The sequence below is a fragment of the Planktothrix pseudagardhii genome, assembly GCF_904830925.1.
GTDB classification, from domain to species: Bacteria; Cyanobacteriota; Cyanobacteriia; order Cyanobacteriales; family Microcoleaceae; genus Planktothrix; species Planktothrix tepida.
This window is the reverse complement of sequence record NZ_LR882967.1, coordinates 5,045,729-5,071,351: the sequence shown is the minus strand read 5'-3', so window position 1 is coordinate 5,071,351 and position 25,623 is coordinate 5,045,729. Positions and strand designations below refer to the sequence as shown.

The window sequence follows — 25,623 nt, the reverse complement described above, 5'->3', positions numbered from 1 at the left end:
TTGGGTGTTTCTTTGGTCAACGGTTGGTAGCAGTTTAGGATGGATTTATGGGGGAACCCGTTGGACAGTTTATTGGTTGATTTTAGCCAGTGGAGGTTTAATTATTATTTCTTATAGTGCTTTTATTAGTGGTTGGTGGCTTCCCTTAGTTTCTCCCTTATTAGCATTAGTCAGTTCTGGGATGGTGGTTACGGCTTATATTGCTAATGTTGAACGTCAAGATCGAAAAATGGTGATGACGTTATTTCAACGGTATGTTACCCCCAAAATTGCGGAAACAATATGGCAAAATCGAGAGGATTTATTACAAAAAGGTCAAATTTTAGGGCAGAAAATGATAGCAACTGTCCTGTTTACGGATATTAAAGGTTTTAGTACCATTGCTGAACGCATGGAACCCGCAATGTTAATGACTTGGTTAAATGAATATATGAATGCCATGGCGAATATTGTGTTTGAACATGATGGGGTTGTTGATAAATTTATGGGGGATGCTATTATGGCAGTATTTGGAGTTCCTATTCCTCGAAATAGTACCCAAGAAATTGCTCAAGATGCAACTTCTGCGGTATCCTGTGCCTTAGCGATGGGAGAAAAATTGCGAGTGCTTAATCAACATTGGCAACAACAAAATCAACCCCTAATTTCTATGAGAATTGGAATTGCTACCGGAGTTGTCGTTACTGGAAGTTTAGGCAGTTCTCAACGGATGGAATATACAACTTTAGGCGATAGTGTTAATATTGCTGCCCGCTTAGAAAGTTATGACAAATCCTTTTATAGTGAGGGAACCTGCCGGATTTTAATGAATGAAGAAACCCATCAACAAATTAATGGCAAGTTTCCCACTCGTTACGTCGGTCGTGTGCAATTATATGGACGTCAACAGTTAATTAATATTTATCAAGCTATCAACGATTAAAAGGGAACAGGGAACAGGGAACAGGGATAATACTTCTAGCTATTTCATATCACTTTTAAATTATTACAACCTATTTGGGATTGCTATATGATTTTTAATATTAGTATTTCTGCTTTCGCCCCCTATTCACCATTCCCCAATCGTAATTCGTAATTCGTAATTCGTAATTCGTAATTGCCTATTGCCTATTGCCTATAGCAAGATTGCCTATTGCCTGTTCCCTGTTCCCTCTTAAAACTTAAGTAGGACGGATTTCCGAACTAGCACTCGGAACAGTTGAGTGCTAAAGTAACCTATTGGTGATTAACAATATTGTAAGATGGCTAAAATTGTTTCGTTTAGTGAAGAATCTCGTAAAGCCTTAGAAAAAGGCGTAAATGCCTTAGCCGATGCGGTGCGCGTCACCCTTGGCCCCAAAGGTCGCAATGTCTTATTAGAGAAGAAATTTGGTGCTCCTGAAATCGTTAATGATGGCATCACGGTTGCTAAAGAAATTCAACTTGCTGACCCCCTCGAAAATACAGGCGCTCGGCTGATGCAGGAAGTCGCCTCCAAAACCAATGAAGTGGCTGGAGATGGAACAACAACCGCCGCTATTTTAGCCCAAGCCATGATTCATGAAGGGCTAAAAAACGTCGCAGCCGGGGCTAATCCGGTCGCCTTGAGACGGGGAATGGAAAAAATTGCTCAGATTTTAGTCCAAGAAATTCAAGCCGTTGCTAAACCCGTTGAAGGAGATGCGATCGCCCAAGTCGCTACAATTTCCGCCGGAAACGATGAAGAAATCGGTCAAATGATCTCCCAAGCGATGGAAAAAGTTACCAAAGATGGGGTGATTACCGTTGAAGAATCTAAATCCATCACCACCGAATTAGATGTGGTGGAAGGAATGCAACTGGATCGGGGATATATTTCTCCCTATTTTATTACCGATAATGAACGGATGGTGGTGGAATTTTCTAACGCCAGAATCTTGATTACGGATAAAAAAATTAGTTCTATTCAGGACTTAGTTTCTGTTTTGGAAAAAATTGCCCGTTCGGGTCAACCGTTGTTAATTATTGCTGAAGATATTGATGGGGAAGCTTTAGCAACCTTGGTGGTTAATAAAGCCAGAGGCGTGTTGAATGTTGCGGCGATTAAAGCTCCGAGTTTCGGTGAACGTCGCAAAGCTTTGTTACAGGATATTGCCGTTCTCACAGGGGGACAATTAATTTCTGAAGAAGTCGGATTAAGCTTAGATACGGTTTCTTTAGAGATGTTAGGAACCGCCAGCAAAATCACCATTGAAAAAGACAATACCATTATTGTAGCTGATAGCAAAACTCAAGCCGATGTGAAAAAACGGGTTGAGCAGATTCGCCGTCAATTGGAAGAAACCGACTCTGAATATGATGCCGAAAAACTCCAAGAACGGATTGCTAAATTAGCTGGTGGTGTGGCAGTGATTAAAGTCGGTGCTGCTACGGAAACGGAAATGAAATCTCGGAAACTGCGAATTGAAGATGCGTTGAATGCAACAAAAGCCGCCGTTGAAGAAGGAATTGTTCCGGGTGGTGGAACAACGTTAATTCATCTGGCTAAAAAAGTCGATGAAATTAAATCCCAACTCGATGATGAAGAAAAAATTGCAGCCGGAATTATTTCTAAAGCTTTAGAAGCTCCGTTATATTATATTGCCAGTAATGCTGGGGCTGAAGGTGCTGTCGTGGTAGAAAATGTCCGTGACACTGAATTTAGCATGGGTTATAATGCCTTAACGGGAATATACGAAGATTTAATTGCTTCTGGAATTATTGACCCGGCAAAAGTGGTACGTTCTGCACTGCAAAATGCCACATCTATTGCGGGATTAGTGTTAACAACTGAAGCCTTAGTGGTCGAAAAGCCTGAGAAGAAAGCCGCAATGCCCGATATGGATGCCATGGGCGGTATGGGCGGTATGGGCGGTATGGGTGGCATGGGTGGCATGGGTGGCATGGGCATGATGTAGAATGCCGTGATCTCACATCCCTGCTGATCTCTAGCTAGGGCTTGCTGAAGCAACGGATCTACTCTGGTCATTGAGAAATATCCGTTGCTTTAATAACTTGTTTTAATTAATCAGGCAAAATAATTTTGTTTTTTAAAAGATTGTTAGGAATTTTTGATATTTTATTGAGAATAACTTTCAAATAGTTGACGAGATTATCGGGGTTCTGGTATCATTGAAAAAACAGCACCAAAGGGCTTATTGTGTCTAATTGTAAAAATGAAGGCTAAAACCCCGATTGTGTCGTTCAATCTGTTGGTTTTATAACTAAATTTCGGCGTATCGATGCACGAATTTTGGGAAAGGAATGTTAAGCAACAGATAGAGGTATTGACAAAATGAACAATTTATGGTGTAGTCCTTAAAAGCTGGGTTGGTAACAAGCTTTAATTCGTGAAATTCAACTGAAACTAGATTTATTTTAACGGTAATGTTTGCACCGTCAAAACTTGAGGAGCAGACGCATCTGGAGGATAAAGAAAATCAACTTTAACAGGTCTGGTTTCTTTGGGTTTTAAGGTTAATTTGACTAACGGTTCTCCGGGTTGACCCCGTTTTTGTACTAAATGAACATAGCGAGTTTGGGATTTTCCTTGCTCATCTTTATAACTAAATCGAACTGTTCCTCGGAAAAACACTTGGGGTGCGGGGGGGTCAAAAAACCTTAAGCCGGGTTGGGATAATTTTTCTTCTTTGATGGGAGTTTGTAACGTTAAAATAACCGTTTGGAGTTGATTGGTAGGGTTATGTAAGGGTAAATTTAAGTTATATTCTATGCCATAATTTCCATGAGCTTGATAAGCAGTATCAGGATATCGAACGACTAAGGGAGCACTTTGAATTTGATTAGTTCCTAACTGTCCTCTTGGTAATGTTGCAAGAGGATAAGAAAAAGCTTCTCCCGGTTTAGGAATCGTTAAAATAGAATTATTAGTATCAACAATATTGCCATTCCAACGGGAACCTAATGCAACTCCAGCGACTCTTCCATAAATGATTTGTTGAGGATTTGTATTCGGTGGTGTCGGAGTGCGATCGCGCGGTGTTACTAATGTTCCTAACTTTAATAATTGTTCCCATTCTGTTAATGTGGGTGCAATTTCGGTTCTATTTTGTTGCACCGTTGCATATTTCGCTAAACTGGCAATATAAACTTCTCCATTACTTTCTAAACGCATTAAGGTTGACCGACCATTTAAAGGCGGTTCTAAATTTTTAACCGGAATGGGTGCATTTAATAATAGACGACTGCTTTGGGGCGGAATCACAATTTTTTCAACAAATTCAGGTTGTCGTTTTCCCCTTAAAATATCACTCATGACCCGACTTCCTGGCCCTGCATAAATATTCCCATTAATATTATCTAAAACAGCATCCAGAGGAATAAATGGAGCATCGGGTTGACTTAAATAACTCGCGGCTTGTAAAATATGAATTGTAATAGGTTTATTGCCTGGATTATAAGCTAATATTCCTAAATAAAGCGTTCTTAAATCGTTTTCTTGGGCAGGTTTAGCGACGTGGTGGGCAAAAATATCAAATTTACCTTTAAAAGGAAAATTTAAGTGGGCTTCTGGTTGTTTTTTATCGGTTTGGGGAAAGGTTGAAAGTAAAATTCCTTCGTTTAAAATTAGTTCAGGACTATTACTATTAAAAACAGGGATTTGATCTAATTGTCCGGGTAACGGTCGCACTTCTTGAGGTTGTACAATTTCCCGCGCAGGAGGGGCAGCTTGGGCTAATAAAGTTAAACTGAGAAATAAGGGTAAAATCATCCTTGTTATTAAAATAGACAGAACAATATCCTACGTTTCTCAACAGAAATGCAGGATACTGATTGAAATACCAGATCAGGTTATGGTCTGATTTAATATTCAAATATTATTGGGGTGAACTCCTCGGGTGGGATTCGAACCTACGACCAATCGGTTAACAGCCGACCGCTCTACCGCTGAGCTACCGAGGAACGTTGTGTCTCTCTTTTAGCCACAGTTAATTATAGTAGCGCCAAACCCTAGAATTTTGCAAGCCTTTTTGAAAAAATTTTTTGAAGTTTGATTTTAAATCCTGAAAAGCCTTTATAGAGGCTATTTTAAGCCCATTCTCAACTGAGCGAGGCGGGTTTGAGCCTCTGCATCTAGGGAACTCGCCAAGAAACGACTAGACGATTGCTTCCGGGGTTGATGACGGCGTTGGCGACGGCTGGTTGTAGCTTCCACCGCTTCGGCTAATTGTTCGGCGGACAGCCATTCAGCCCCATAACCCGTGACCGTCAACTGTTGAGCGCGGTCTGAAGTGGCGACAATTAATCGACGTCGGGACAACCGCAATTGACGACCCAAAGAAGCACAGAGTTTTTCAATATAAGTATCTGCGGTTTGTCCAAAACCTGTATAATGAATCGACACATTGCGGGTAATGGCTTCGCTAAAACTGGGAGTATTTTGATAGTGGGCATCAAACACAATGCGAGCATCTAACCCTTCAAAGGCACTATAGTCCACTAACGTTTCAATCAAGTGTCTACGGGCTTCTTCCATCCCGTCACCATCCCGTTTCTGTCGCAATAGCGGCCATATTCCAATAATGTTATAGCCGTCTACGAATAAGACAGCTTTAGCGAGAGAGCTACTCATGGTTCAGTTGTTAAATAAGCTTGCAAGGGTTGGACGATTAATAAAAATACGCCCAAGGTTAATTTTTTCTTTACATATTATCACAGAACTATACAGTTGATGGTTGACCGTTAACTGTATAGTGTTCCCGGTGAAGCGGATTACTCATTTCTGAAAAGTACATTTCAGGATACGATAGGATTATGGCTACTATCGATATCCAGGGAGTTAAACACACTTACGAATTGACGTCGCCCACCTCATCGGGTGACGTACTGGTTTTTATTCACGGTTGGTTATTGAGTCGTCATTACTGGCAACCCGTCATCGACCTATTAGCCCCACAATATCAATGTTTATCTTATGATTTACGAGGATTTGGAGATTCTCAACTGTTGGCGGGAAACCCCTCACGACTCGCCGTTTATACCCCCATTTCCTACGCTGAAGATTTAGCCATTCTGTTGGACACCCTAAACCTCAACAATGCTTGGTTAGTGGGTCATTCTCTAGGGGGAACCATTGCCCTTTTAGGAGCGGATAAACTGCCAGAACAGGTGAAAGGCGTTATTTGTGTGAATGCGGGTGGGGGAATTTACTTAAAAGAGGAATTTGAGAAATTTCGTTCCGTTGGTGAACAAATTGTTAAATTTCGCCCCCGATGGTTGTGTTATTTACCGTTATTGGATTTAATCTTTACCCGCGCTCAAGTCGCCTGTCCCCTCAAACAACGGTGGGGACGACAACGGTTAATCGATTTTGTCATTGCCCATCCTGAAGCCGCATTAGGGGCATTATTAGATTCTACAACCGAAGCGGAAGTCCATCGTTTACCCCAGGTGGTGTCTCGACTGCAACAACCCGTTTATTTTATAGCGGGACTGCAAGATGGAATTATGGAACCTCAATATGTTCGCCATTTAGCCAGTTTTCATTGGCTATTTCGTCAAGGGGATAACAATGTGATTGAGATCCCCAACTGTGGGCATTTAGCCATGGTGGAACAAACCCATACCGTTGTTGAGCACATCAAAACGATTATAAATCAGTATTAAATCAAGGTTAAGGGATCATTAAACTGTTCCCCATCCCCCTATACATGACGCCCCATAATCACTAAATCTCGTTCAATGCCATCTAAATTAGCAACTTTGGGTAAATAACCCCATTGTTTAAACTCAAAAGTTTCAAATAATTTTAAACTCGGTTGATTGTGAGCAAAAATTAACGCCACTAAAGCTTTTAATCCTAACTTAGGACTGTGATTTAGGGCTTGGGTTAATAGTCTTTTACCAATTCCTTGACCTTGATACTCAGGATGAATATAAATACTGAGTTCTGCGGTACTCTGATAAGCTGGACGACCATAGAACGCCTGAAAACTTAACCAGCCTACAATTTGGTGATCTAACTCGACGACCCACACCGGACGAGTTTGGGCTTTGTGTTCCTGATACCAAGAAATTCGGCTTTCGACGGATATTGGTTCTAAATCAGCCGTTGCTGTGCGTCCCGGAACCGCCGCGTTATAAATCTCTACAATTGTTGGTAAGTCCGTCTCCACTGCGTCCCGAATCTGCATACCCATCCTAACCCCTGTTTGCCCCATAATTCCCCCTACACCCATCATCTTAAAAAACCTAGTGTAGTCGAGTCAGAATCAAGTTCTCAAGATGGGTTCGGCACAAAAAATATGTCCATTTTTTGCTAATCAGGGGAATCTTCACTCTTAATCCGTCTAACCTCTGAATTGGTTGTGATCTTGATTTTTTTAGCCCAAAGACTCATCCCAGAAGGAGGGCAAATTAAGTTAAACTCAGCAAAGGCAGGACAAATTCAATCCCCCTACCCCCCTTAAGCGCTCTATTCTTGATCCTAATATATGGCAACTCAACTTAGTGAATTAGAAACTCAACTGGAAGACTTACGCGCCGAGGGAATAACAGCGATCGCAGCTTGTCAAACCTTGGATGAATTAGAACAATTACGAATTAACTATTTAGGCAAAAAAGGTAAAGTTTCTGTAGTTTTAGGGGCTATGGGAAAACTTGACCCCAGTGAACGACCTCGCATTGGAGCGTTAGCCAATGAGGTTAAAAAAGCCTTAGAAACGGGTTTAGAGGAAACACGCACCGCTTTACAGCGTGCCCAACTCGAAGCCCAACTTCAGTCGGAAACCCTGGATGTGACGATGCCAGGAGTTTATCATTCCCAAGGTCGAATTCATCCCCTCAATGGCATTATTGATCGCGCTTTAGACATTTTTGTGGGGTTGGGGTATACCGTTGCTTCTGGCCCGGAAATGGAAACGGACTATTATAATTTTGAAGCCTTAAATACCCCCCCGGATCACCCTGCACGGGATATGCAGGATACGTTTTATTTACCCGATGGCAATTTATTAAGAACCCATACCTCATCGGTACAAATTCGCTACATGGAACAACATCAACCCCCCATCCGCATTGTCGCACCGGGTCGGGTTTATCGTCGGGATACTGTTGATGCGACCCATGCGGCGGTGTTCCATCAAATTGAACTCTTAGCCATTGAAGAAGGGTTGCGGTTTACAGATTTAAAAGGAACCATTAAAGAGTTTCTCCGACAAATGTTTGGGGATTTACCCGTGCGCTTCCGGGCGAGTTATTTCCCCTTTACCGAACCTTCGGCGGAAGTCGATTTACAATGGCAAGGAAAATGGCTAGAAGTGTTAGGATGTGGCATGGTTGATCCTAATGTTTTAAAAGCTGCCGGGTATGACCCCGAAAAATACACGGGATTTGCAGCAGGTTTTGGTGTAGAACGGTTTGCGATGGTTCTCCATCAAATTGATGATATTCGGCGGGTTTATGCCAGCGATTTACGCTTTTTACGTCAGTTCTAATAAAAAAAAATGTGTGGGATTTAATGAGGAGTGAAATTCATGAATAATTTTCGATTAAGGAGTCAGTCCTTTCGAGTTTTGGCATTCGTTGTATTAGCCGTAATGGGAAGTCAATTACCCACCTTAGCTAATATTCAAACCAAACCCCAAACCCCGAATTCGGACACCCAAATCGCTCAAAGTCGTTCCAGTTTGTGCCGTCGCATTGGCGAACCTCAAGGGTTAGCGGTTCATGCGCGACCGACTCCAAATTCCCCTGTTGTTGGTGGAGTGGGTTTTAAAACGGAAGTTACCTTAGCCGATAATTCTCAAGGAACTCGTGGCCCCGATGGTCGGACTTGGATTGAAATTACTGCCCCTGTAAAAGGTTATATTTCTAATGGTTTTCCTGATGCAACGGGTAATTTATTAGACTGTGGAAATCAAGCGGAAAATCCTAAGCCAACACCCGTGAGTCTGTGTCGTCAAATTGATTTATATGCCGCACCGAAAGGGGTTGTTGTACGGGAAAAACCCTCTCGATTTTCTGAACGAGTTGGGGGTGTTGCTTCAGGAGCACGGGTAAGATTAGTTGAGAATTATAAATTAATTCCTGATACTAATGGTGAAAAACGGGATTGGGTTGAAATTAGTGAGCCTCTGGAGGGATATATCTCGGCTAATACGTTAATTATGTGTCGAAGATAGGAAACATAGAAACCAGGGGGAGTTATCTTGAGTCATCTATAAGGGCGAGAGTACCCAAAGTCCGTCAACTTAACCCACGTTAGCCCTGAACTCAAGTTCGGGTGTAGAGGGGGTTACATGGCGCGTCTCTACGTCATCTAAAGATGACTCAGATCATTCTTCATTAACCCGTTTTAACGGGTTTGAGCGTAGAAGGGGTTACATGGCGCGTCTCTCTACTGAAATTGATTTCAAGGCTTTTAAACTTAAGTTGACACTAATGGAGAGTACCTCGCCCCTACACCGGAAATTCATTGAAAGAATTTGGGATTTAATAGGATTAAAAATGAGAAAATACTTGATTTTAGGTTCAGGAATTTTACAACCTATTGTAACAACTATTTGCTTAATTTTTCCCCTATCTATTAATACCTTAGCTGAATCCCTAGGAAATCTTAATAATACTCAAATACAGTCCTTAGAAAATTTAGGTATTCCAGTAGCCCTCCCGAACTATATTCCACCGGGGTTTAGTGTTTCTAAATTCACAACTCAAGGCTCCCCAACTTCGGGACGATCCAGTTATGAAATTCTTTATCGAAATTCCGATAATCACTGTTTCTATATTTCTGGATTTATGGGGGGTACGGGTGGCCCAGAAGCGGGATTTTTATTCACAATTGAAACGTCCTTATTTGGAAAAACAACAATTAATATTGGAGCCGTTTTTGATGGAAGTTCCTATAACAAAATCCCCTCACCCGAACAGTTAAATTCTCCTCAATCTGAAATCTGGAGTTTTTCAGTTAAAGATTCAGTAATTTACGGAATTGGAACTGAGGAAAAACGGGAGGGCTGCACAATTAATCAAACGATTACCCCCCTAGAAATTAAAAAAATTATGCAATCCATGACTTGGTTATAGGGTTTAATTTTTCTCAAGAAGTTGTAAAAAATAACCCAATAAATACAATGATCCACAGAGAACAGGTAAGGTATTTTCCTCGGTAATAGCCACTTCTAAAGCAGGAATTAAATCTGGATAAACTTGACAATGTTTTAAATCAGGACACAACGTTTTAGCAAGAGTAGCTAACTGTTCTGGCTCTGCATAGGGATGATCGGGAATGGGAACTAAATATAATCGATCACCGGGTCTTAATACGGCTTTAAAAATATTAGTATGATCTTTAGTTGATAACATTCCCATCACCCAAGTGACTGAGGAAATCTGCAAATTGTCTACATATTGACGTAAAGCTTCTGCGGCTGCTGGATTATGAGCTCCATCAATCAGTAACCGATGATTTTGCCAGGTTATCCATTGTAATCGTCCTGGCCATTGAGCCTTTTCTATCCCTTTAGCGATCGCCTCCTCTGAAATATTCCATCCTTGCTGACCCAGGATTTGTGCCGTTGCAATGGCGATCGCAGAATTCATTAACTGTATCTCGCCGAATAGGGGTAAAGGGTATTCTAAACCCTGATAACGGGCAATAGGGAAGGAATTGAGGCGGTTTTGCTCCCCAACCCAAACCGCAGGTTTAACCCAAGTCACCGGACAGTTAAATTCACTCGCACGGCGTTGAATCACCTTTTCAGCTTCTGATGGTAAAACACCGACGACAACCGGACATCCAGGTTTAAGAATTCCCGCTTTTTCAAAGGCGATCTCTGCAAGTGTTGAACCCAAATATTCTTGATGATCTAAACTAATGGAAGTAATCACACTGACCAAAGGATGATCACAAACATTTGTGGCATCTAAACGTCCCCCTAATCCCACTTCAATGACAGCAATATCTACCTTTTTTTGGGCAAAATATAGCCAAGCTGCCAATGTCACAACTTCAAACAGAGTTGGAGGAGGTTCATCGGGTAAAATTGCGTCTTCGACTTGTTGTAAAACTTGTAAAAAATCGAGTTTTGAAATCGGTTGCTCATTAATACATAAGCGTTCTGTCCAATCTATTAAATGAGGAGAAATGTAGCGCCCGACACGATAACCAGCCTGTGTCAAAATAGAAGACAGGTAAGAACATACAGAACCCTTGCCATTTGTGCCTGCGATATGGATGATAGGAACATCAAAGTGAGGATTTCCTAAACGTTCCAGGAGTTGTTGAATGCGTTCTAAACCCAAATGAATGCCAAACTGTTGATATCGTTGTAGAAATGTTTCCATATTCACCCTATTGAATTACAACTTTTACTGCCCTTTAAGAATACTGTTGAACAGGTTACTATTAAATACTATGCAATGATATTCTATCTCTAAAATCAGTAGTAAAACCGGGAGATTAGCGTGAAATTGAGATTAATTCGATATGGTATCCATAAAATTTTATATGAAACTTCATTCTGGATAGGTGGATTTGTGGGAATTTTGATTGTAAGTGCCATCGAAGTTTCTAAAAATATGGGTTTCTGGGTTCCTATCCCCTTTGTAATAATGGGTTTTTCCGTAATATTATGCGCGAATTTAGGAGGATTAAAAACCGGATTAGCCTGCACCAGCGTTATTTCTATTTATATTATCTATATCGCTTGGATAAAATGGGTTCCTAGTGTTTTCACCCCAGAACCCATTCGGATTAGTTTAGTGATTTTATTGATTTTGATAACGGCTATTTTATTGGGAAGAACAACCGATAAAAAAAATTTAGTAATTCAAACTTTAAAAACAACTCAAAATGAGCTAAAAAAACGAGTATTAGAATTAGCCGAAACCAATGCTTTATTAGATCGGGAAAATCAAGAACGTCAACAAGCAGAGGCGGTTTTACAAAGCTTAATCTTAGAGACTGCATCCGTAACAGGGGTTGAATTTTTTCCCGCCTTAGCCCAACATTTAGGGTTAACTTTAGGGTTTCGCTATGTTATTGTCACAGAAGTTATACAAGAAATACCCGGACGAGTACGAACCTTGGCTTTTTGGGGAGGCGATCACTTTTTAGAAAATACAGAACTTGATCTGGATCAAACCTTGTGTAATGAGATTAATAAAACTCGATCCTTAACCTATTTTTCTGACCGGGTTCAAGAACTTTTTCCTCATCTTTCATCCTTAGTAGAATTGCAAGTTGTCTCCTCTATTGGAGTTCCGATTATTAGTCATTCTGAACAAATTATTGGTTATTTATGTTTACTCCATGATCAACCAATCAAAAATGAAGATCGAATACAATCTTTGATTCATATTTTTGCGGGACGAATTGTGGCGGAATTAGAACGAAAACAAGCAGAAGAAGCGCAACAAAAAGCAGAAGCTAAATATAGAAGTATCTTTGAAAATGCTATTGAAGGAATTTTTCAATCTACACCTGATGGTTATTATCTTAGTGCTAATCCAGCCTTAGCTCGCATCTATGGTTACGATTCTCCCGAAGATTTAATCCAGAATCTTAGGAATATCTCAGAGCAATTATATGTTAATCCTAAAGAACGACAAGAATTTACCCAAATTATGCTAGAACAGGGTCAAATTTCGGGATTTGAATATCAAGTTTATCGCCAAGATAGACAAGTGATTTGGATTTCGGAAAATAGTCGTTCTGTTTATGATAATCAAGGCAATATTTTATATTATGAAGGAACGGTAGAAGATATTACCCAACGGAAACTGGCTGAAGAAAAGCTACTTTATAATGCTTTTTATGATGAACTTACAAGCTTACCTAATCGAGCTTTGTTTATTGATCGGGTACAACAATCTTTAGCCCATTCTCAACGCCGTTCTGATAGTTTATTTGCTGTTTTATATGTAGATTTAGATCGGTTTAAAGTCATTAATGATAGTTTGGGACACGCCGTAGGAAATCAACTATTAATCGATTTAAGTCAACGATTGATCAATACAGTTCGAGAAGGGGATACTGTTGCCCGTTTAAATGGAGATGAATTTGCCGTTTTAGTAGAAGATATTCAAGAGATTGAAGACGCTACTCAAATTGCAGAACGCATTTCCCTAACCTTATCCCAACCTTTTCAACTCGAACAACAAGAAGTATTTACGAGTGCTAGTATTGGAATTACCTTTAATTTTCAAAGTAGCGGACATCTGTATGAATCCGCAGAAGAATTACTGCAAGATGCCGATACAGCCATGCGTCATGCTAAATATTTAGGACAGGGATCTCCTCAACTTTTTGATCAAAGAATGCAGAAAAATTTCCGCAGTCGGTTACAGTTAGAAACGGATTTAAGACGGGCAATTGAACGGGATGAATTGTTATTAAATTATCAATTAATTGTATCATTGTTAACAGGAGAAATTGCCGGATTTGAAGCCTTAGTGCGTTGGAATCATCCGAAACGGGGTTTAGTTTCCCCTGTACAATTTATTCCTTTAGCTGAAGAAACCGGGTTAATTGTTCCTATAGGAGAATGGGTGTTAAGAACCGCTTGTAAACAAATGCGTCAATGGCAAATTGAACAATTAGTGAATCATAATGTGACAATGAGTGTGAATGTTGCGGGACGGCAATTTGCTCAACTTAAACTTGTTAATATGATTCAAGATATTTTGCAAGAAACAGGTTTAGATGCTAAACTTTTACGGTTAGAAATTACAGAAGGGGTGATTATGGAGCATTTTGAATCTGCTACCACCCAATTACAACAACTGCGAGATTTAGGAATTCAATTGTCAATTGATGATTTCGGGACAGGATATTCTTCTTTAAGTCGGTTACAACAATTTCCCATTGATATTTTAAAAATTGATCGATCTTTTGTTAGTCCATTAGGAAGTAAAGCGGAAAATCGAGAAATTGTAGAAACGATTATTAATTTAGCGGTTAATTTAAAAATGAGTGTTGTTGCTGAAGGGGTAGAAACCTTGGAGCAAATCTTAGAATTAAAACAATTAGGCTGCCATTATGGACAGGGATATTTCTTTTCTCGTCCCTTGGATAGTGAGGGAATTAAACAGTTAATTCTTAATCATCAATTTAAGTATTTATAGCCTGGTTTGGAAAAATGCGATTACCGTTAGCTGTATTAAAAAAAATCAACAAAATAATTAAATTTAGATTTCAGCAGGAATTATTAAATTAATCATTTCATGCTGATTTTTGCGATAAATTCTAAAATCACTATCTAAGGTTAATATAGAGCTCCCTGGAATTAATTCACTCATTCTTACTAAACAAGCATCGGCTAAGGACATCGGTACATTCTGATAACGCTGCATTAAATTTCCAATGACTTCAATTTCTTCTGTTAAATGAAAGGGAATTTTAATTACTCCCGATTTCAATAAAGCAATGACAGCTTTCTCTCCTCCATAAGTCCTATGCAGCAAAAAACACGCTTCAGAAATAACCGCTTCACAAGTAAATAATGGAAATTGACTTTTTCCCCATTCACTCACTACCCAACTATGATATTGATCTTGGCGTTTGAGATAAGATACTAATGGCCCTGTATCCAATAAGATCTTATTTCTCATTTTTTACCAATTACCCTGCAAATACTTTTTATTGGTAGAAAGGTCAGAAGGGCCACCTTCTAAGCAACCCGCAAACTCTTGAGCAGCTTCATAGGCTGAAATCTTTTGTTGTTCTTCTTTTGGAGGTAGAATTTCTTGTTTTTGGGCTTTAAAATGTAAAAATTCAATAAAACTAATTACTTCCTCCTGTTGTTGAAGCGGTAAGGTTTTAATCATCTCGACAATAGCTTCTGCTTGAGTGATTGTTTGAGTCATCGTATTTTCCTATTGTTTTTAATAATATAAATTCTAAATTAGAATCCTTCTGTAATGTGATCTTCCTACTAAGAAAGGTGCGTCAAACGCACCCTACAGATTAATGATTTTTAGGTATGGGGGCGGTGGGACTTGAACCCACACGACCGGGTAAGGGTCAACGGATTTTCATTCTCCCGCAGCTTTCGCTACTGCCCATTGGCGTTGAGAATTGGACTCTCTCTTTACCCTCGGCTTAACGTTAGGGTAGCTCCCGTCGAGTCTCTGCACCTTCCAAAGTTTTGATTTTAGATTGGGGAATTTCCCTCATTTCTAAATTCTTTGGCTTGGCTCAGGATTGCCTTGTCTGACGTATCAGATTTAGGTTTCCCTGAATTTGAGAGCTTACACTTGAGGAATTTCTCACCTCAAGGCTCAATTTACCTTAAGTCCGTAGCGTCTACCATTCCGCCACGCCCCCGTATTTGGGTGATGTGTTTATTGATTTTTTATAACCACATTTTTATATTTAAGCATTTTATTTTGATTTAGGCAAGTGTTTTTTCAAAATTTTTTCGGAAACCGCTCAATCCCTTTCTAGTCAAAGTTTTGGGCTGACATCGCCACGCCTAAACCTCCCTCATTTCCCTAACTAAGGTTTAGATCTGGCCATTGCCAATGATGGCTTTGTGGTTAACGACGATTCACCCAAACCGTTGTTAATCCTAAACTATTGGCTGTAACAATATCATGAAAAATACTCTGGGCAACGTGCAAAGGTTTCGGACAACTTTAAAACGGCTTAAGTCTGAATCGTTTGATTAGCTTCCCGAATCAATGTTTCATCCATCCAAGCATTAATACTTTTTCCTGCTTTTTTGGCGGCTAAGAAAATTTTGCGATGGTTTTCTGGGGTAGTCCGAAAGGGCAGTTTTCCTGAAAAGGGTTTATCAGGTTCCTGCCCTAATTCTTGGCAAAATTCTAAATAATCATCAATAGAGTTCTTAAATTCTTGCCTAATTTCTTCAACCGTTTTTCCTTTAAAGGTAATCACATCGTTAATATCTAGCACTTGACCAAAAAGAATTCCAGCCTCTACATCAACTTCAATTTGAGCCGTATAACCTTTGTAATTGAGCATAATTAATATCTGAGTTTGGAGGTAAATTAAGGATGATATTTTGAGATATTTTTGATAAATGGGGTTGAGTCTGATTACACTTTTTGATTTTTTACCAGTGGGATAAACTTCAAAAAATCTGTTATCTATTCTCGATTTTCAAGGTTTAACGCCTGCCTTTATTAGAAACTCTCTAACTGATTTGACCGCTCCTCTATCTGTTTCCTTCTGAGGATGGGGTTGATGAAAAATAGCTCTAACATTGTTGAGTAAAACCCGAATTCTTGAACCTCTACCTTGCATAATAGTTGCTCCTAACGCTTGGAATAAATTTTCAATATCTTGCCAATTAATCGTTGTCGGAATAGGATCAGTAAAAATTAATTCTAACGTTCGACGCTGTTTATTGTTAAGGCTCATAATTTGTTTTAATTAGCGTTATCATAGTTTATCCACTTACGATATCAATATATGATATCATCTTAACATAAGCCTAGTTGGTTTTGGCAAGGTGGCAATACTTCTAAAATTTTGATCGATTGGGACTCAGACAAATGATAAACTTATTCTTGAGTTTGTTGTTGAGCATAATTCAGATTTTTTTGATATTCTATAACCTTTTTTTGAGCAATTTCATAATTAGGGTCAGATGAAGGAGTTGATTTCATCATATCAATAGCACTTTCCCATTCATTGACAACTAAATTCCACTCTTCTTTAGATTTTGCAGATTGAGCTAAAGTAGCTGCACGGGTAGCTTTATTAACAGCTTCTCGAAAATAATTAACTGGAATTGATGATTTTTCAGGTGAAGGAGAAGCTATAATAGGACTAGACTCTTGTGGAGAATGTAAAGTGTTAGAATAATTTCTCGGTAAAAATAAAATAGAATAAATGCTTAATATTAAGGCAATAAACCCGATTAAACAAGAACCTATCGCTAAATTTTGGTTCAACTGAACATTATTTTTAAATGTAGCTAAAAAAACGTTAGTTTCCTCTAACCTTTTTTCTAAATTTTCTAACTGAGTTTTGTTGTGTTCAATTTCAGATTCAGTCTGATTTCCAGTTTCGCTAATTTTAGTCAAAATATCTTGATCCTTTTTAATTAAAACATTAAAATTTTCATTCCAATATTTCTTATATTCTTGATAATCATTCGATAGAGACTTAATCTGTTGTTGAATCTGATCTAAGTTAATAGAGTTTTTGAATAATTGGTCTTGATACTTTATTGATAATTGATCCAATTCTTGCTTAATTTTAGCTAAATCATCAATAACTTTAGCTGCTTCTTGAAAGCGTTTTTGTAGTTTAGCTAGTTCATTTTCAACTGAATTCATGGTTTAATTTCCTTATGATTTTAAAAGATGATTCAGGTTTTCAACCCCTGGTTTAAGAGAAATACAAGCTTCACAGATTTGAGTCATTGTCTGAATTTCTTGAATTAATTCATCATCTAAATTAACGAAGTTGTTTGTTGTAAGCTGTTAAGCATCTAAATAGGGTATAATGAAAAACCAAGTTTAGAAAAATCAATCAAAAGATGCCTGCTAAAAATCATTTAAATGAAAAGCAAGTAGAGAAACTACAGAAAAGATTGAAAGAGGAAGAAAATGGACAAATCCGAGAAAGAATCTTGATTTTATTATTGCTAAATGATGGTAAAAAGCAAAGTGAAATTGCCAAGTTTTTGGGCTGCTCATTAAACAAAGTATGTTATTGGTGTGTACATGGAGACCCTGACAAATTAGAAAGCCTAAAAGATGAAAGAATGAAAGGAAATTATAGAAAAGCCACAGACAAATATATAGAGATATTATTAGAAACAGTAGAAAAAGAACCGGAAGAATTAGGATATGAATTTGGGAGATGGACAGGAGAAAGATTGGCAACTTATTTAGAACAAATCACAGGAATCAAATTAAGTAGTTCACAAGTGAGAAAGATATTAAAGGAAAAAAAGTATGTTTATTTGTGGGCAAAGTATAGCTTAGAAGAGAAAAGAGATCCAGAAAAAAGAAAATTATTTAAAGATAAAATAGAAGAATATTTGAAAATAGCAAAAGAAAGTCCAGAACAATTACAGGTATGGTTTTGGGATGAAAGTGGATTTAATTTAAGAGTGATAAAAAGAAAGAATTGGTGTAAAAAAGGGAAGAGGAAACAGATTAGAGGAGACAGGAGGAAAGGAAGAGTTAATGTGATGGGAGGATTGAGGTACTCGGATAAAAAAAGATTTGTAGAATTTCTGGATAAAGGAAATGCAGATAATTTTTATCAAGTGTTAAAAAGTTTTTATCAAGAGCTAATTTATGAATGGGTATTAGCGGGAAATCAAGCAGAAGAATTTGTAGAAAAAGGAGCTAAGATCCTGATTATTCTTGACAATGCAAGTTTTCACAAAAAAGAAGAGTACCTAGAAAAAATTAAAGCAGAAATGCCGAATGTCTATTTAGAATTTCTTCCAGCATATAGTCCAGATTATAATTTAATTGAATTAGTCTGGCATTCAGCTAAAGAATATATAGCTCATCGACTCTTTAAATCAGTTGATGAGCTAGAGTGTTTATTACATCAGCTTTTAAATGAAGGACAGTTATCTATTAAATGGGGACGTAAACTTAAAAACAAAGGTAATGCTATAATCACAGTTTAAATACACAACAGCTTATTATTTTCTAAAACTTCTATTGTATTCAATTGATAGATTTGTTTTAACTCAGGCAACAAACTGTGCAAAATAGAATCTAATTTATCATTAGAAAACTTAGGAAACTTAGAAGCAACATCTCGAACATCAGAATATTTTAATGATTTTGGCTTTTCCCATAATTCTTGGTAAATCAATCGACTTTCAGTAAAAACCAAACCCATTTTTCCTGAACCGAACATACTTTGATCTACAAATGCTAACACTCTTTCCCCAGGTTCAAGATTAGCATATTTATAAAGTGCGTTTGCCAGTTTATCCAGAGGAATATTAGGAGCTAAAAAATATTCATCGCTGGGTTCTGAGAAATAATAGTTAAAAACGTTTAAGAGCTCATGAGTTTGATGTTCTAATAATGTATAAAGCCTAGCTTCTATTTCTTTAAGTACCTGTTTCGGATTATTTTTTTGATTTTTCAGTAATTTATAAATTCCAAAACCTGCAACCCCAGCAATTAAAGCAACCCCTCCTGTCATAACACCCACACCACCCAAAGCCGACATAATCGCACTATAAGCGGCCGCCCCCGATAAGGTGCTAATGGCTGTTCCTGTACCCGCGACACCAAAAGCCCCCACCGCAGCCCAAGCCGTTGCAAGAGTCGCCGCGCTGGTTAATGTTCCTGCAACCGCAGCGATACCTAAATTCACTCGATCTTGTGTGTCCATTTGAGAAACAGATACAATTGACACTAAAGCGGCGGCTCCAATTAATGCTGCCCCTCCTGTGACAACGGCTAATCCCCCTAACATTCCTAAACCTCCTGCGGCAACAGAGCCTCCTCCTAAAGCCGCGAGTGTTGCGTTGGTTGCGGCTCCACCTGCTAAACCTCCAATTGCAACTTTGGTTCCGGCTTGTACTCCTAAATTCCCCAAAACAGCATGAGCATTGGGAACAATTTGAGCCGCTGTTCTAACAGACTTAGTAACTGTTTTTACCTTATCTATAATATCTTCTGGGTTTTCCTGATTCTTTTGCTCAAACAGTCCATCTGAGGCTAACTTATAAATAATTTTGCATTCTTCTGGAATATCTGAGCCTAGAACTAATTTCTCTAATTTAAGTAATTGCTGAAGGTCAGTAATTTTTTGATTATCTCGAACTTGAATATAAACTGATAAATATTTTTCTTGGTCGTCTTCCAATAAAAAATTTCGTTCAATTAAATCAATAATAAATAATTCGGTTGTTAGTGCTTTGGATTTTATACTAGCATTCAAGTATCTCTGTTTAACCTCTATGGGAAGATTAGAATTAGTAAGAATTGAATCCAGATCGTTAAGATAATTTAGCTCACTAATAGCTTCACCTGCTCTAACAGATTGATAAATTCCTCTTAAGGCTTGTTTTTGATCGTCAGAAATATGAGCAGATTCTAACGCTTTTTCTAAACATTGCTCTATCCAGAGTAAGCGATAATTTTCGCTGGCTAATTGATATTTTTGAAAAAATTCAGGATCTAAAATTTTCTGATTGCTGGTAACGATAAAATCTAATAAATCAATAGCTGCTATATCATCATTTAACTGCTCCGATGTTATGCTTTCATAAGCTTTTATACATCTAATTTTGCTATCCTGCTTAATCTCACAATCGGTAACTAAATTGTTAATAATTTTGGAATAATGATTATTTTTATCGTATAAAGTATGGAGAATTAGCAGAACATCATTTTGAGCTAAACCCGTCTTTTTTAATCTGAGTTTATATCCTTCTTGAAGTTGCTCAGGAATATTAACATTATAGGATTTTCCTGAACGTAGAGTTACTTTTCGGTTTCCACCCTGATTGGCAATCTGATTAGAAATAAAAATGTGATAAATTTCTTCTAACATAAATGGCTTCACTATTCCCTTGAAGAGATATAATAACTTGAGATTGATTAATTGTCATCAGTAAATTTACGGAAAAAAGCATCCCGTTATTCCTAAAGTTATACTGGGGAGAGTAACAGATAAATAAAATAGACAACCGAAGACATCCTAGAAGAATTACTTGCTGATGAATCCTAAACTCATTAAAACTTTCTAACTGTTGATTAGTTCCCATTCATAACGATGCGCTCTTTTGGTGCGGAAACACGCGATCGCTATTGTTATAATCTATAGCAATCTGTGTAGAAGTTGTAATTATTTATTGTGAAATATCTAAACTTTCTAATTTTCAAAAATCAAGTTAACTAAACTTTTTAAATCCGGCACTTCTAAATCCGGTTGAGCAGTGGCGGGTTTGGTTGCACCTCCTCCAGGTTTTCCTTGACGACGATTGACCCAAACCGTTGTTAAGCCTAAACTTTTGGCTGTAGCAATATCATGAAAAATACTCTGGGCAATGTGCAGTAATTGATGAGAAGAAAGCCCTGTTTTATTTAAAGCAAATTCAAAATTATGAGGAGACGGTTTATAGGATTGAGCTTGTTGGGCGGTAATAATGTGATCAAATTCTATTTGCAGATGTTTATTAGTTTGGGCAAATAAATCATCATCAATATTAGAAATAATAACCAATTTATACTTTTGTTTTAAGGCTTTAAGAGCTTCTACCGTATCCGAAAAAGGTTGCCAATCTTGAATTGAATTCGCTAAACTCTCTAATTCCGGGGGAGTCGGAGAAAACCCTAAACGTTCTCCGAACTTTTGTACCACTTCTCGGAGAATTTCTCGATAGGTTTTATAGTCTCCGCTTTGAGCTTCTGGTTCTAAGATGGCAAATAATTCCAGTAACTCTTGATTACTCATTTTAATCCCATGAGCCTTGACTAATTGTTGTAAAACGGGAGTAATCCCGCTTTCCCAATCAATTAAAGTCCCGTAACAGTCAAAGCTCAAGGCTGTAAATTGATTAAATTGAATCATGATAATTTTAGGGAAATTTTAAGGGGGAACCTGATATCGCCTTCTCAATTCTGGAGAATTGTTAAAATCTAGCGGATTAACCTTTACCAATGACTGATAACCCTTCAACAATAATCGAAGGAGTATAACAAGACCCATTCCAAGAGGCATCACCCCCTAATTCTACAACTTGTTTGAGGGCTGTATAAACATTCCCCGCCACCATTGTATTTTTCACCCGTCCGACAATTTCACCCTTTTCAATGCGATATCCTAAATCAACATTAATGGAAAAATCCCCACTCATTCCCGCACTTCCTCCTAACATTTGATCGACGATTAACCCCCGATCTAAACTTTGGATTAATTCATTTAAAGACCTTTTTCCGGGTTTTACTAACAAATTAAATAACCCCGGCGTGGGATAACTGCCTAAATGGGTACGAAATCCGTTTCCGGTTGTCCCACTTCCCAGGGTGCGACCTGTAGTTAAGTCGGTATAAAACAGTTGTAAAACCCCCTTTTCAATAAAGGTAATGGGACGGGTGGGAATTCCTTCGTCATCAAAGGGACAACTATAGGGGCCTGTGTCGGGTTCCTGAGATAAGGTTAAGAGGGGAGACATCACCGGGGTTGTTAAGCGATCGCTCCAAGGAGAAGCGCCTTCCAAGACCTGTTTGCCATTCAAGGCGGCGGAAATGGTTCCCCAAAGCATATCGGCGGCTTTAGCGGTGAATAACACCGGAATCCGGGACATAGGAGAAGGGACATTATTTTTAGCCCAATTTAACCGCATTAAAATTCGTTCAGCCAGGAGGGTGGGTTCCAGAAAATCCCGTTGGGTCTGGCCATCAGAAACCGCTAAAAAATCATCCCCCCGAACCCATTCCGTTTCCACATAACCACTGAGGGTGGTGTCTGTGTGGCGACAGTCCAGTCCCCGTGAGTTAATCAAGCGAATCGATTCCACTTCACAATCCCATTCCGCCATACATAAGACATCGGGATAGGAAGAGCGAATTAATTCAATCGCCTGTTTTCCCCAACTAACCAATTGTTCAACGGGTACAACTTCCCCAATATCAGGATAGTGGGATGGAGTCGTTGATTCGGTCAGTTCAATGGTTTCGGGTTCATTGAGGGTACTCAAGGAAATCGCCCGTTCAACTAATTTTTTCGGTTCCACTGGGCCATAAGCAACCGCTAAACCCGGACGGCCATCTCGCCAAAGTCGCAAGGTTGTCCCTTCCGATTGGCTACTTTCGAGTTGTTTCAGTCGATTGGCTTCAAAAAATATCGGCTTGGATAGGGATTGAGATTGGAACACTTCCGCAGCCTCAGCGCCCGATGCGGCAGCTAACTCTAATAGCTGTTCGGCGGATTGGTCGTAGGTCATGGATGGTAGTCATGGCATAGCGTCATCGTCCATCCTACCGTGATCGGTGATTCCTATTCCCTATTTCTATGGAGACGACTTACGGCGGTGGAGGACATTCTAAACGCTACCTTGACGGAGTAAATCGGTAATTTCCCGGTGACAATACTGGGTCAACTCTTCTACGGCTTTTCGGGCTTGTTTCCCTTGATATTGACGTTGTACTCGCGGGGTAATCCAATAGGGACGGCCAATTAAGATTTGGATTCTTCGATAGAGAATCATGGGATGCCAACCCGGTTGATCAAATAAGGGTTCAGTTGGATCAAATACACGCAATAACCTGAGGGGAATTGCTGACGGTAGGGTTTGTTCTTCTAATGTTGCGATCGCCACAGGTAAAACCGCTAGGTTGCAAACCCCTGAACGTAACGCTAAATGAGCAAATCCCCGTTGAAAGGTTCCCACAACATTCGGTTGGGTTTGTTGTAACATTGGGGTTGCTCCTTCGGGAAAGATCCCCACCATTTGTCGTTGGTTTAACAGTTGGGTTGCTTGTTTGAAAAACTGTTGAGGTCGATGTTCAGGTTCATCAAAGGGGAAGGCTCCAAATGTCGTGACAAGTTCACGCAAAAGCGGTACTTGACCCATATAATGATGGGATGCAAAACGAAGGGTACGGCCGACACCTGCGGTTAAGACAATCGGATCAATAACGCTGCGATGGTTACTTACCACAATCGCAGGGCCTGTTTCAGGAATTCGATCTTCATAGGAAATGAACATCTGTATTCCCAATACGCTCACCAGCCACCGACAACTCAATCCCGTTTGATCAAAGAACATGAATCACCAACACACTGCTTGAATCGGGTTACATTGACGCTAAAAACTTAAGACTTGTTTGAGAATTTTGAGAAACTTTAAAGAAAATATTATAATCTATAAGTTTCGGTGTCATGTACTGTGAAATTTTTGTTCAGGTACTAGACAGAAACACCCTAAAAAGCGCGAATTTCTACACCTGTAGAGTGAGCGTGGACATCAATAAAAAGTGCTCTTAACATCACCGGAGAAATCCGTGAAGGAGAAATCCTCCAACCCAATTAAACGCCCTACTGAGGCGGGTCTAACAAGAACAATATCGGTAGCCTCCATTTGTTTAATATGAAATTGACACAGACCCATTTCAATACCTTTACCCTGACAACACCTCTCTATTATGTCAATGATGTTCCTCACATTGGTAGTGCTTACACCACAATGGCTGCCGATGCCATTGCTCGGTTCCAGCGACTTCAAGGAAAATCTGTCCTATTAATTACTGGAACCGATGAACATGGTCAAAAAATTCAACGTACCGCCGAGGAGTTAGGGCGTTCTCCCCAAGCTCACTGCGATCAAATTGCCGATGGTTTTGCTTCCTTGTGGCAACACTTGAATATTCAGTATGATCGCTTTAGTCGCACGACAGCACCTCGCCATGAAGCCATCGTCAATGAGTTTTTTCAACGGGTTTGGAATCAAGGAGATATCTATCTCAGCCAACAACAAGGCTGGTATTGTGTCGCCTGTGAAGAATACAAAGAAGAACGAGAATTAGAACAGAAAAAATACTGCCCCATCCATACCAATAAAGCCCTAGAATGGCGAGATGAGCAGAACTATTTTTTTCGGCTGTCTCAATACCAAAAACAGCTAGAAACTTTATATCAAGAGCATCCTGGCTTTATTCAGCCGGAAAGTCGGCGCAACGAAGTCATCAATTTTGTTAAGCAAGGATTACAAGATTTTTCGATTTCTCGCGTTAATATTGACTGGGGATTTCCCGTTCCCTGTGATCCAAGCCATACCATTTATGTTTGGTTTGATGCGTTGTTAGGCTATATAACGGCGTTGCTTGACCCAGAGGATGAACCCACCTTAGAAAATGCTTTATCGAAACGGTGGCCGATTAATTTACACCTAATTGGTAAAGATATTTTAAGATTTCATGCCATTTACTGGCCCGCTATGTTGATGTCGGCTGGCTTATCTCTTCCCGGTCGTATCTTTGGACACGGTTTTTTGACCAAAGATGGGAAGAAGATGGGCAAAAGCTTGGGAAATACCCTTGATCCCGTTGCTTTAGTCAATCAATATGGTGCTGATGCGATTCGCTTTTATTTCTTGAAAGAGATAGAATTTGGACAGGATGGTGATTATAGTCAAACTCGGTTTATTCATACCGTTAATGCTAACTTAGCCAATGACTTAGGAAACTTACTCAACCGCACGCTGAAAATGGCGTTTAAATACTTTAACGGTTGTGTTCCTGATGTTAACGGTGAGGATATCCCCAAGGATGATGCCCTGAAATCCCTCGGTCTGACCTTGGCAGATACTGTCACTCAAGCCTATGATGCTCTGGCGTTTAGCGAAGTTTGTACGGCTATTTTCACCTTAGTTCAAGCCGGAAATAAATACATTGATGAAAAAGCACCTTGGAGTTTGTACAAGCAAGGAAAACAGGAAGCGGTTTCCCAAGTCTTGTACTCCGTTTTAGAATCCGTTCGACTGGCAGCTTATCTTTTGTCCCCCATCATTCCCAATATTAGCACTCGGATTTATCAACAATTGGGATACACCCTCGATTTCAATGATCAGACTATACTAGCGACAGCACTGTCCTTTGACATCCATGCTGTTTGGGGCGCGTTACCTGCTAATCAACCCTTGCAGGAAGCGCAACCTGTCTTTAGACGCTTGGAAGATGCAGAGGGAGCATCATCCTAAT

22 protein-coding genes and 1 tRNA gene are annotated in these 25,623 nt (G+C 39.3%); 9 read left to right on the top strand and 14 right to left on the bottom strand.

Annotation, left to right across the window (positions count from 1 at the left end; all coding sequences use genetic code 11):
* The first annotated feature begins 4 nt into the window (after nt 1-4).
* A complete protein-coding gene (locus NMK36_RS21890) occupies nt 5-922 on the top strand; it encodes an adenylate/guanylate cyclase domain-containing protein (protein WP_254174610.1) in 918 nt (305 codons plus the stop codon).
* A gap of 319 nt (nt 923-1,241) precedes the next feature.
* Nucleotides 1,242-2,915, top strand: coding sequence for a chaperonin GroEL (gene groL / locus NMK36_RS21885; protein ID WP_072718471.1), 1,674 nt, complete (start codon nt 1,242-1,244; stop codon nt 2,913-2,915).
* A gap of 455 nt (nt 2,916-3,370) precedes the next feature.
* On the opposite strand, the gene NMK36_RS21880 is transcribed toward groL, so the two are convergent.
* The 3 genes from NMK36_RS21880 to NMK36_RS21870 form a co-directional block, all read right to left on the bottom strand.
* Entirely contained in the window at nt 3,371-4,726 is a 1,356-nt protein-coding gene (locus NMK36_RS21880) for a DUF3370 domain-containing protein (protein ID WP_072718738.1), read from the bottom strand.
* A gap of 122 nt (nt 4,727-4,848) precedes the next feature.
* Nucleotides 4,849-4,920 (bottom strand) — tRNA-Asn (locus NMK36_RS21875).
* A 121-nt stretch (nt 4,921-5,041) separates the two neighbouring features.
* Complete coding sequence (locus NMK36_RS21870; RefSeq protein ID WP_254174609.1) at nt 5,042-5,590, bottom strand: NYN domain-containing protein; 549 nt, start codon at nt 5,588-5,590, stop codon at nt 5,042-5,044.
* A 182-nt stretch (nt 5,591-5,772) separates the two neighbouring features.
* Here NMK36_RS21870 and NMK36_RS21865 point away from each other — a divergent pair, with 182 nt between their 5' ends.
* The gene (locus tag NMK36_RS21865; RefSeq protein WP_072718473.1) at nt 5,773-6,624 is read left to right on the top strand and encodes an alpha/beta fold hydrolase; all 852 of its coding nucleotides are present in this window, start codon (nt 5,773-5,775) and stop codon (nt 6,622-6,624) included.
* Nucleotides 6,625-6,662: 38 nt separating this feature from the next.
* Here the strand turns inward: NMK36_RS21865 and NMK36_RS21860 are convergent, their stop codons facing one another.
* On the bottom strand, nt 6,663-7,151 hold the full coding sequence (locus NMK36_RS21860; RefSeq protein ID WP_072718739.1) for a GNAT family N-acetyltransferase: 489 nt from the start codon (nt 7,149-7,151) through the stop codon (nt 6,663-6,665).
* Between the two features lie 300 nt (nt 7,152-7,451).
* On the opposite strand from NMK36_RS21860, the gene pheS reads away from it, so the two are divergent.
* From pheS to NMK36_RS21845, 3 genes are all read left to right on the top strand, one after another.
* Complete coding sequence (gene pheS / locus NMK36_RS21855; RefSeq protein WP_072718474.1) at nt 7,452-8,453, top strand: phenylalanine--tRNA ligase subunit alpha; 1,002 nt, start codon at nt 7,452-7,454, stop codon at nt 8,451-8,453.
* Nucleotides 8,454-8,492: 39 nt separating this feature from the next.
* On the top strand, nt 8,493-9,140 hold the full coding sequence (locus NMK36_RS21850) for an SH3 domain-containing protein (protein WP_072718475.1): 648 nt from the start codon (nt 8,493-8,495) through the stop codon (nt 9,138-9,140).
* 325 nt (nt 9,141-9,465) lie between these two features.
* Nucleotides 9,466-10,044 (top strand): hypothetical protein, encoded by a 579-nt coding sequence (locus NMK36_RS21845; protein WP_254174608.1) that lies wholly within the window; start codon nt 9,466-9,468, stop codon nt 10,042-10,044.
* A 3-nt stretch (nt 10,045-10,047) separates the two neighbouring features.
* Here NMK36_RS21845 and NMK36_RS21840 read toward each other — a convergent pair whose 3' ends face one another.
* Nucleotides 10,048-11,310 (bottom strand): bifunctional folylpolyglutamate synthase/dihydrofolate synthase, encoded by a 1,263-nt coding sequence (locus NMK36_RS21840; protein WP_254174607.1) that lies wholly within the window; start codon nt 11,308-11,310, stop codon nt 10,048-10,050.
* 114 nt (nt 11,311-11,424) lie between these two features.
* Here NMK36_RS21840 and NMK36_RS21835 point away from each other — a divergent pair, with 114 nt between their 5' ends.
* A complete protein-coding gene (locus NMK36_RS21835; protein WP_254174606.1) occupies nt 11,425-14,085 on the top strand; it encodes a putative bifunctional diguanylate cyclase/phosphodiesterase in 2,661 nt (886 codons plus the stop codon).
* Between the two features lie 63 nt (nt 14,086-14,148).
* On the opposite strand, the gene NMK36_RS21830 is transcribed toward NMK36_RS21835, so the two are convergent.
* From NMK36_RS21830 to NMK36_RS21810, 5 genes are all read right to left on the bottom strand, one after another.
* Nucleotides 14,149-14,571: a type II toxin-antitoxin system VapC family toxin gene (locus NMK36_RS21830; protein WP_254174605.1), complete on the bottom strand. Its 423-nt coding sequence runs from the start codon at nt 14,569-14,571 to the stop codon at nt 14,149-14,151.
* 3 nt (nt 14,572-14,574) lie between these two features.
* On the bottom strand, nt 14,575-14,826 hold the full coding sequence (locus NMK36_RS21825; RefSeq protein WP_254174604.1) for a DUF2281 domain-containing protein: 252 nt from the start codon (nt 14,824-14,826) through the stop codon (nt 14,575-14,577).
* 781 nt (nt 14,827-15,607) lie between these two features.
* The gene (locus NMK36_RS21820) at nt 15,608-15,946 is read right to left on the bottom strand and encodes a type II toxin-antitoxin system HicB family antitoxin (protein ID WP_254174603.1); all 339 of its coding nucleotides are present in this window, start codon (nt 15,944-15,946) and stop codon (nt 15,608-15,610) included.
* A gap of 138 nt (nt 15,947-16,084) precedes the next feature.
* A complete protein-coding gene (locus NMK36_RS21815) occupies nt 16,085-16,345 on the bottom strand; it encodes a type II toxin-antitoxin system HicA family toxin (RefSeq protein ID WP_254174602.1) in 261 nt (86 codons plus the stop codon).
* A 143-nt stretch (nt 16,346-16,488) separates the two neighbouring features.
* Entirely contained in the window at nt 16,489-17,268 is a 780-nt protein-coding gene (locus NMK36_RS21810; protein ID WP_254174601.1) for a hypothetical protein, read from the bottom strand.
* Between the two features lie 203 nt (nt 17,269-17,471).
* On the opposite strand from NMK36_RS21810, the gene NMK36_RS21805 reads away from it, so the two are divergent.
* Nucleotides 17,472-18,584 carry an IS630 family transposase gene (locus NMK36_RS21805; RefSeq protein ID WP_254172743.1) on the top strand — a complete coding sequence of 371 codons (1,113 nt, stop codon included), beginning with the start codon at nt 17,472-17,474 and terminating at the stop codon, nt 18,582-18,584.
* Here the strand turns inward: NMK36_RS21805 and NMK36_RS21800 are convergent.
* The 4 genes from NMK36_RS21800 to NMK36_RS21785 form a co-directional block, all read right to left on the bottom strand.
* Nucleotides 18,581-20,473 carry a hypothetical protein gene (locus tag NMK36_RS21800; protein ID WP_254174600.1) on the bottom strand — a complete coding sequence of 631 codons (1,893 nt, stop codon included), beginning with the start codon at nt 20,471-20,473 and terminating at the stop codon, nt 18,581-18,583. The genes NMK36_RS21805 and NMK36_RS21800 overlap by 4 nt on opposite strands.
* 321 nt (nt 20,474-20,794) lie before the next feature.
* Nucleotides 20,795-21,493 carry a haloacid dehalogenase type II gene (locus tag NMK36_RS21795; protein ID WP_072718483.1) on the bottom strand — a complete coding sequence of 233 codons (699 nt, stop codon included), beginning with the start codon at nt 21,491-21,493 and terminating at the stop codon, nt 20,795-20,797.
* 76 nt (nt 21,494-21,569) lie between these two features.
* Nucleotides 21,570-22,868, bottom strand: coding sequence for a TldD/PmbA family protein (locus NMK36_RS21790; protein WP_254174599.1), 1,299 nt, complete (start codon nt 22,866-22,868; stop codon nt 21,570-21,572).
* 99 nt (nt 22,869-22,967) lie between these two features.
* Nucleotides 22,968-23,633: a lysophospholipid acyltransferase family protein gene (locus NMK36_RS21785; protein ID WP_254174598.1), complete on the bottom strand. Its 666-nt coding sequence runs from the start codon at nt 23,631-23,633 to the stop codon at nt 22,968-22,970.
* 381 nt (nt 23,634-24,014) lie between these two features.
* Between NMK36_RS21785 and metG the strand changes: the two genes are divergently transcribed.
* Nucleotides 24,015-25,622: a methionine--tRNA ligase gene (metG, locus tag NMK36_RS21780; RefSeq protein ID WP_254174597.1), complete on the top strand. Its 1,608-nt coding sequence runs from the start codon at nt 24,015-24,017 to the stop codon at nt 25,620-25,622.
* The last annotated feature ends 1 nt before the right edge of the window (nt 25,623 follow it).

Bases quoted from the DNA above. Each gene is read 5' to 3' on its own strand.
- NMK36_RS21820 (WP_254174603.1), bottom strand. From the start codon at position 15,946: ATGCTCAATTACAAAGGTTATACGGCTCAAATTGAAGTTGATGTAGAG.
- NMK36_RS21845 (WP_254174608.1), top strand. From the start codon at position 9,466: ATGAGAAAATACTTGATTTTAGGTTCAGGAATTTTACAACCTATTGTA.
- NMK36_RS21825 (WP_254174604.1), bottom strand. From the start codon at position 14,826: ATGACTCAAACAATCACTCAAGCAGAAGCTATTGTCGAGATGATTAAA.
- NMK36_RS21810 (WP_254174601.1), bottom strand. From the start codon at position 17,268: ATGAATTCAGTTGAAAATGAACTAGCTAAACTACAAAAACGCTTTCAA.
- NMK36_RS21785 (WP_254174598.1), bottom strand. From the start codon at position 23,633: ATGTTCATTTCCTATGAAGATCGAATTCCTGAAACAGGCCCTGCGATT.
- NMK36_RS21805 (WP_254172743.1), top strand. From the start codon at position 17,472: ATGCCTGCTAAAAATCATTTAAATGAAAAGCAAGTAGAGAAACTACAG.
- NMK36_RS21795 (WP_072718483.1), bottom strand. From the start codon at position 21,493: ATGATTCAATTTAATCAATTTACAGCCTTGAGCTTTGACTGTTACGGG.
- NMK36_RS21830 (WP_254174605.1), bottom strand. From the start codon at position 14,571: ATGAGAAATAAGATCTTATTGGATACAGGGCCATTAGTATCTTATCTC.
- groL (WP_072718471.1), top strand. From the start codon at position 1,242: ATGGCTAAAATTGTTTCGTTTAGTGAAGAATCTCGTAAAGCCTTAGAA.
- NMK36_RS21870 (WP_254174609.1), bottom strand. From the start codon at position 5,590: ATGAGTAGCTCTCTCGCTAAAGCTGTCTTATTCGTAGACGGCTATAAC.
- NMK36_RS21790 (WP_254174599.1), bottom strand. From the start codon at position 22,868: ATGACCTACGACCAATCCGCCGAACAGCTATTAGAGTTAGCTGCCGCA.
- NMK36_RS21815 (WP_254174602.1), bottom strand. From the start codon at position 16,345: ATGAGCCTTAACAATAAACAGCGTCGAACGTTAGAATTAATTTTTACT.
- NMK36_RS21800 (WP_254174600.1), bottom strand. From the start codon at position 20,473: ATGTTAGAAGAAATTTATCACATTTTTATTTCTAATCAGATTGCCAAT.
- NMK36_RS21865 (WP_072718473.1), top strand. From the start codon at position 5,773: ATGGCTACTATCGATATCCAGGGAGTTAAACACACTTACGAATTGACG.
- NMK36_RS21850 (WP_072718475.1), top strand. From the start codon at position 8,493: ATGAATAATTTTCGATTAAGGAGTCAGTCCTTTCGAGTTTTGGCATTC.
- NMK36_RS21860 (WP_072718739.1), bottom strand. From the start codon at position 7,151: ATGCAGATTCGGGACGCAGTGGAGACGGACTTACCAACAATTGTAGAG.
- pheS (WP_072718474.1), top strand. From the start codon at position 7,452: ATGGCAACTCAACTTAGTGAATTAGAAACTCAACTGGAAGACTTACGC.
- metG (WP_254174597.1), top strand. From the start codon at position 24,015: ATGAAATTGACACAGACCCATTTCAATACCTTTACCCTGACAACACCT.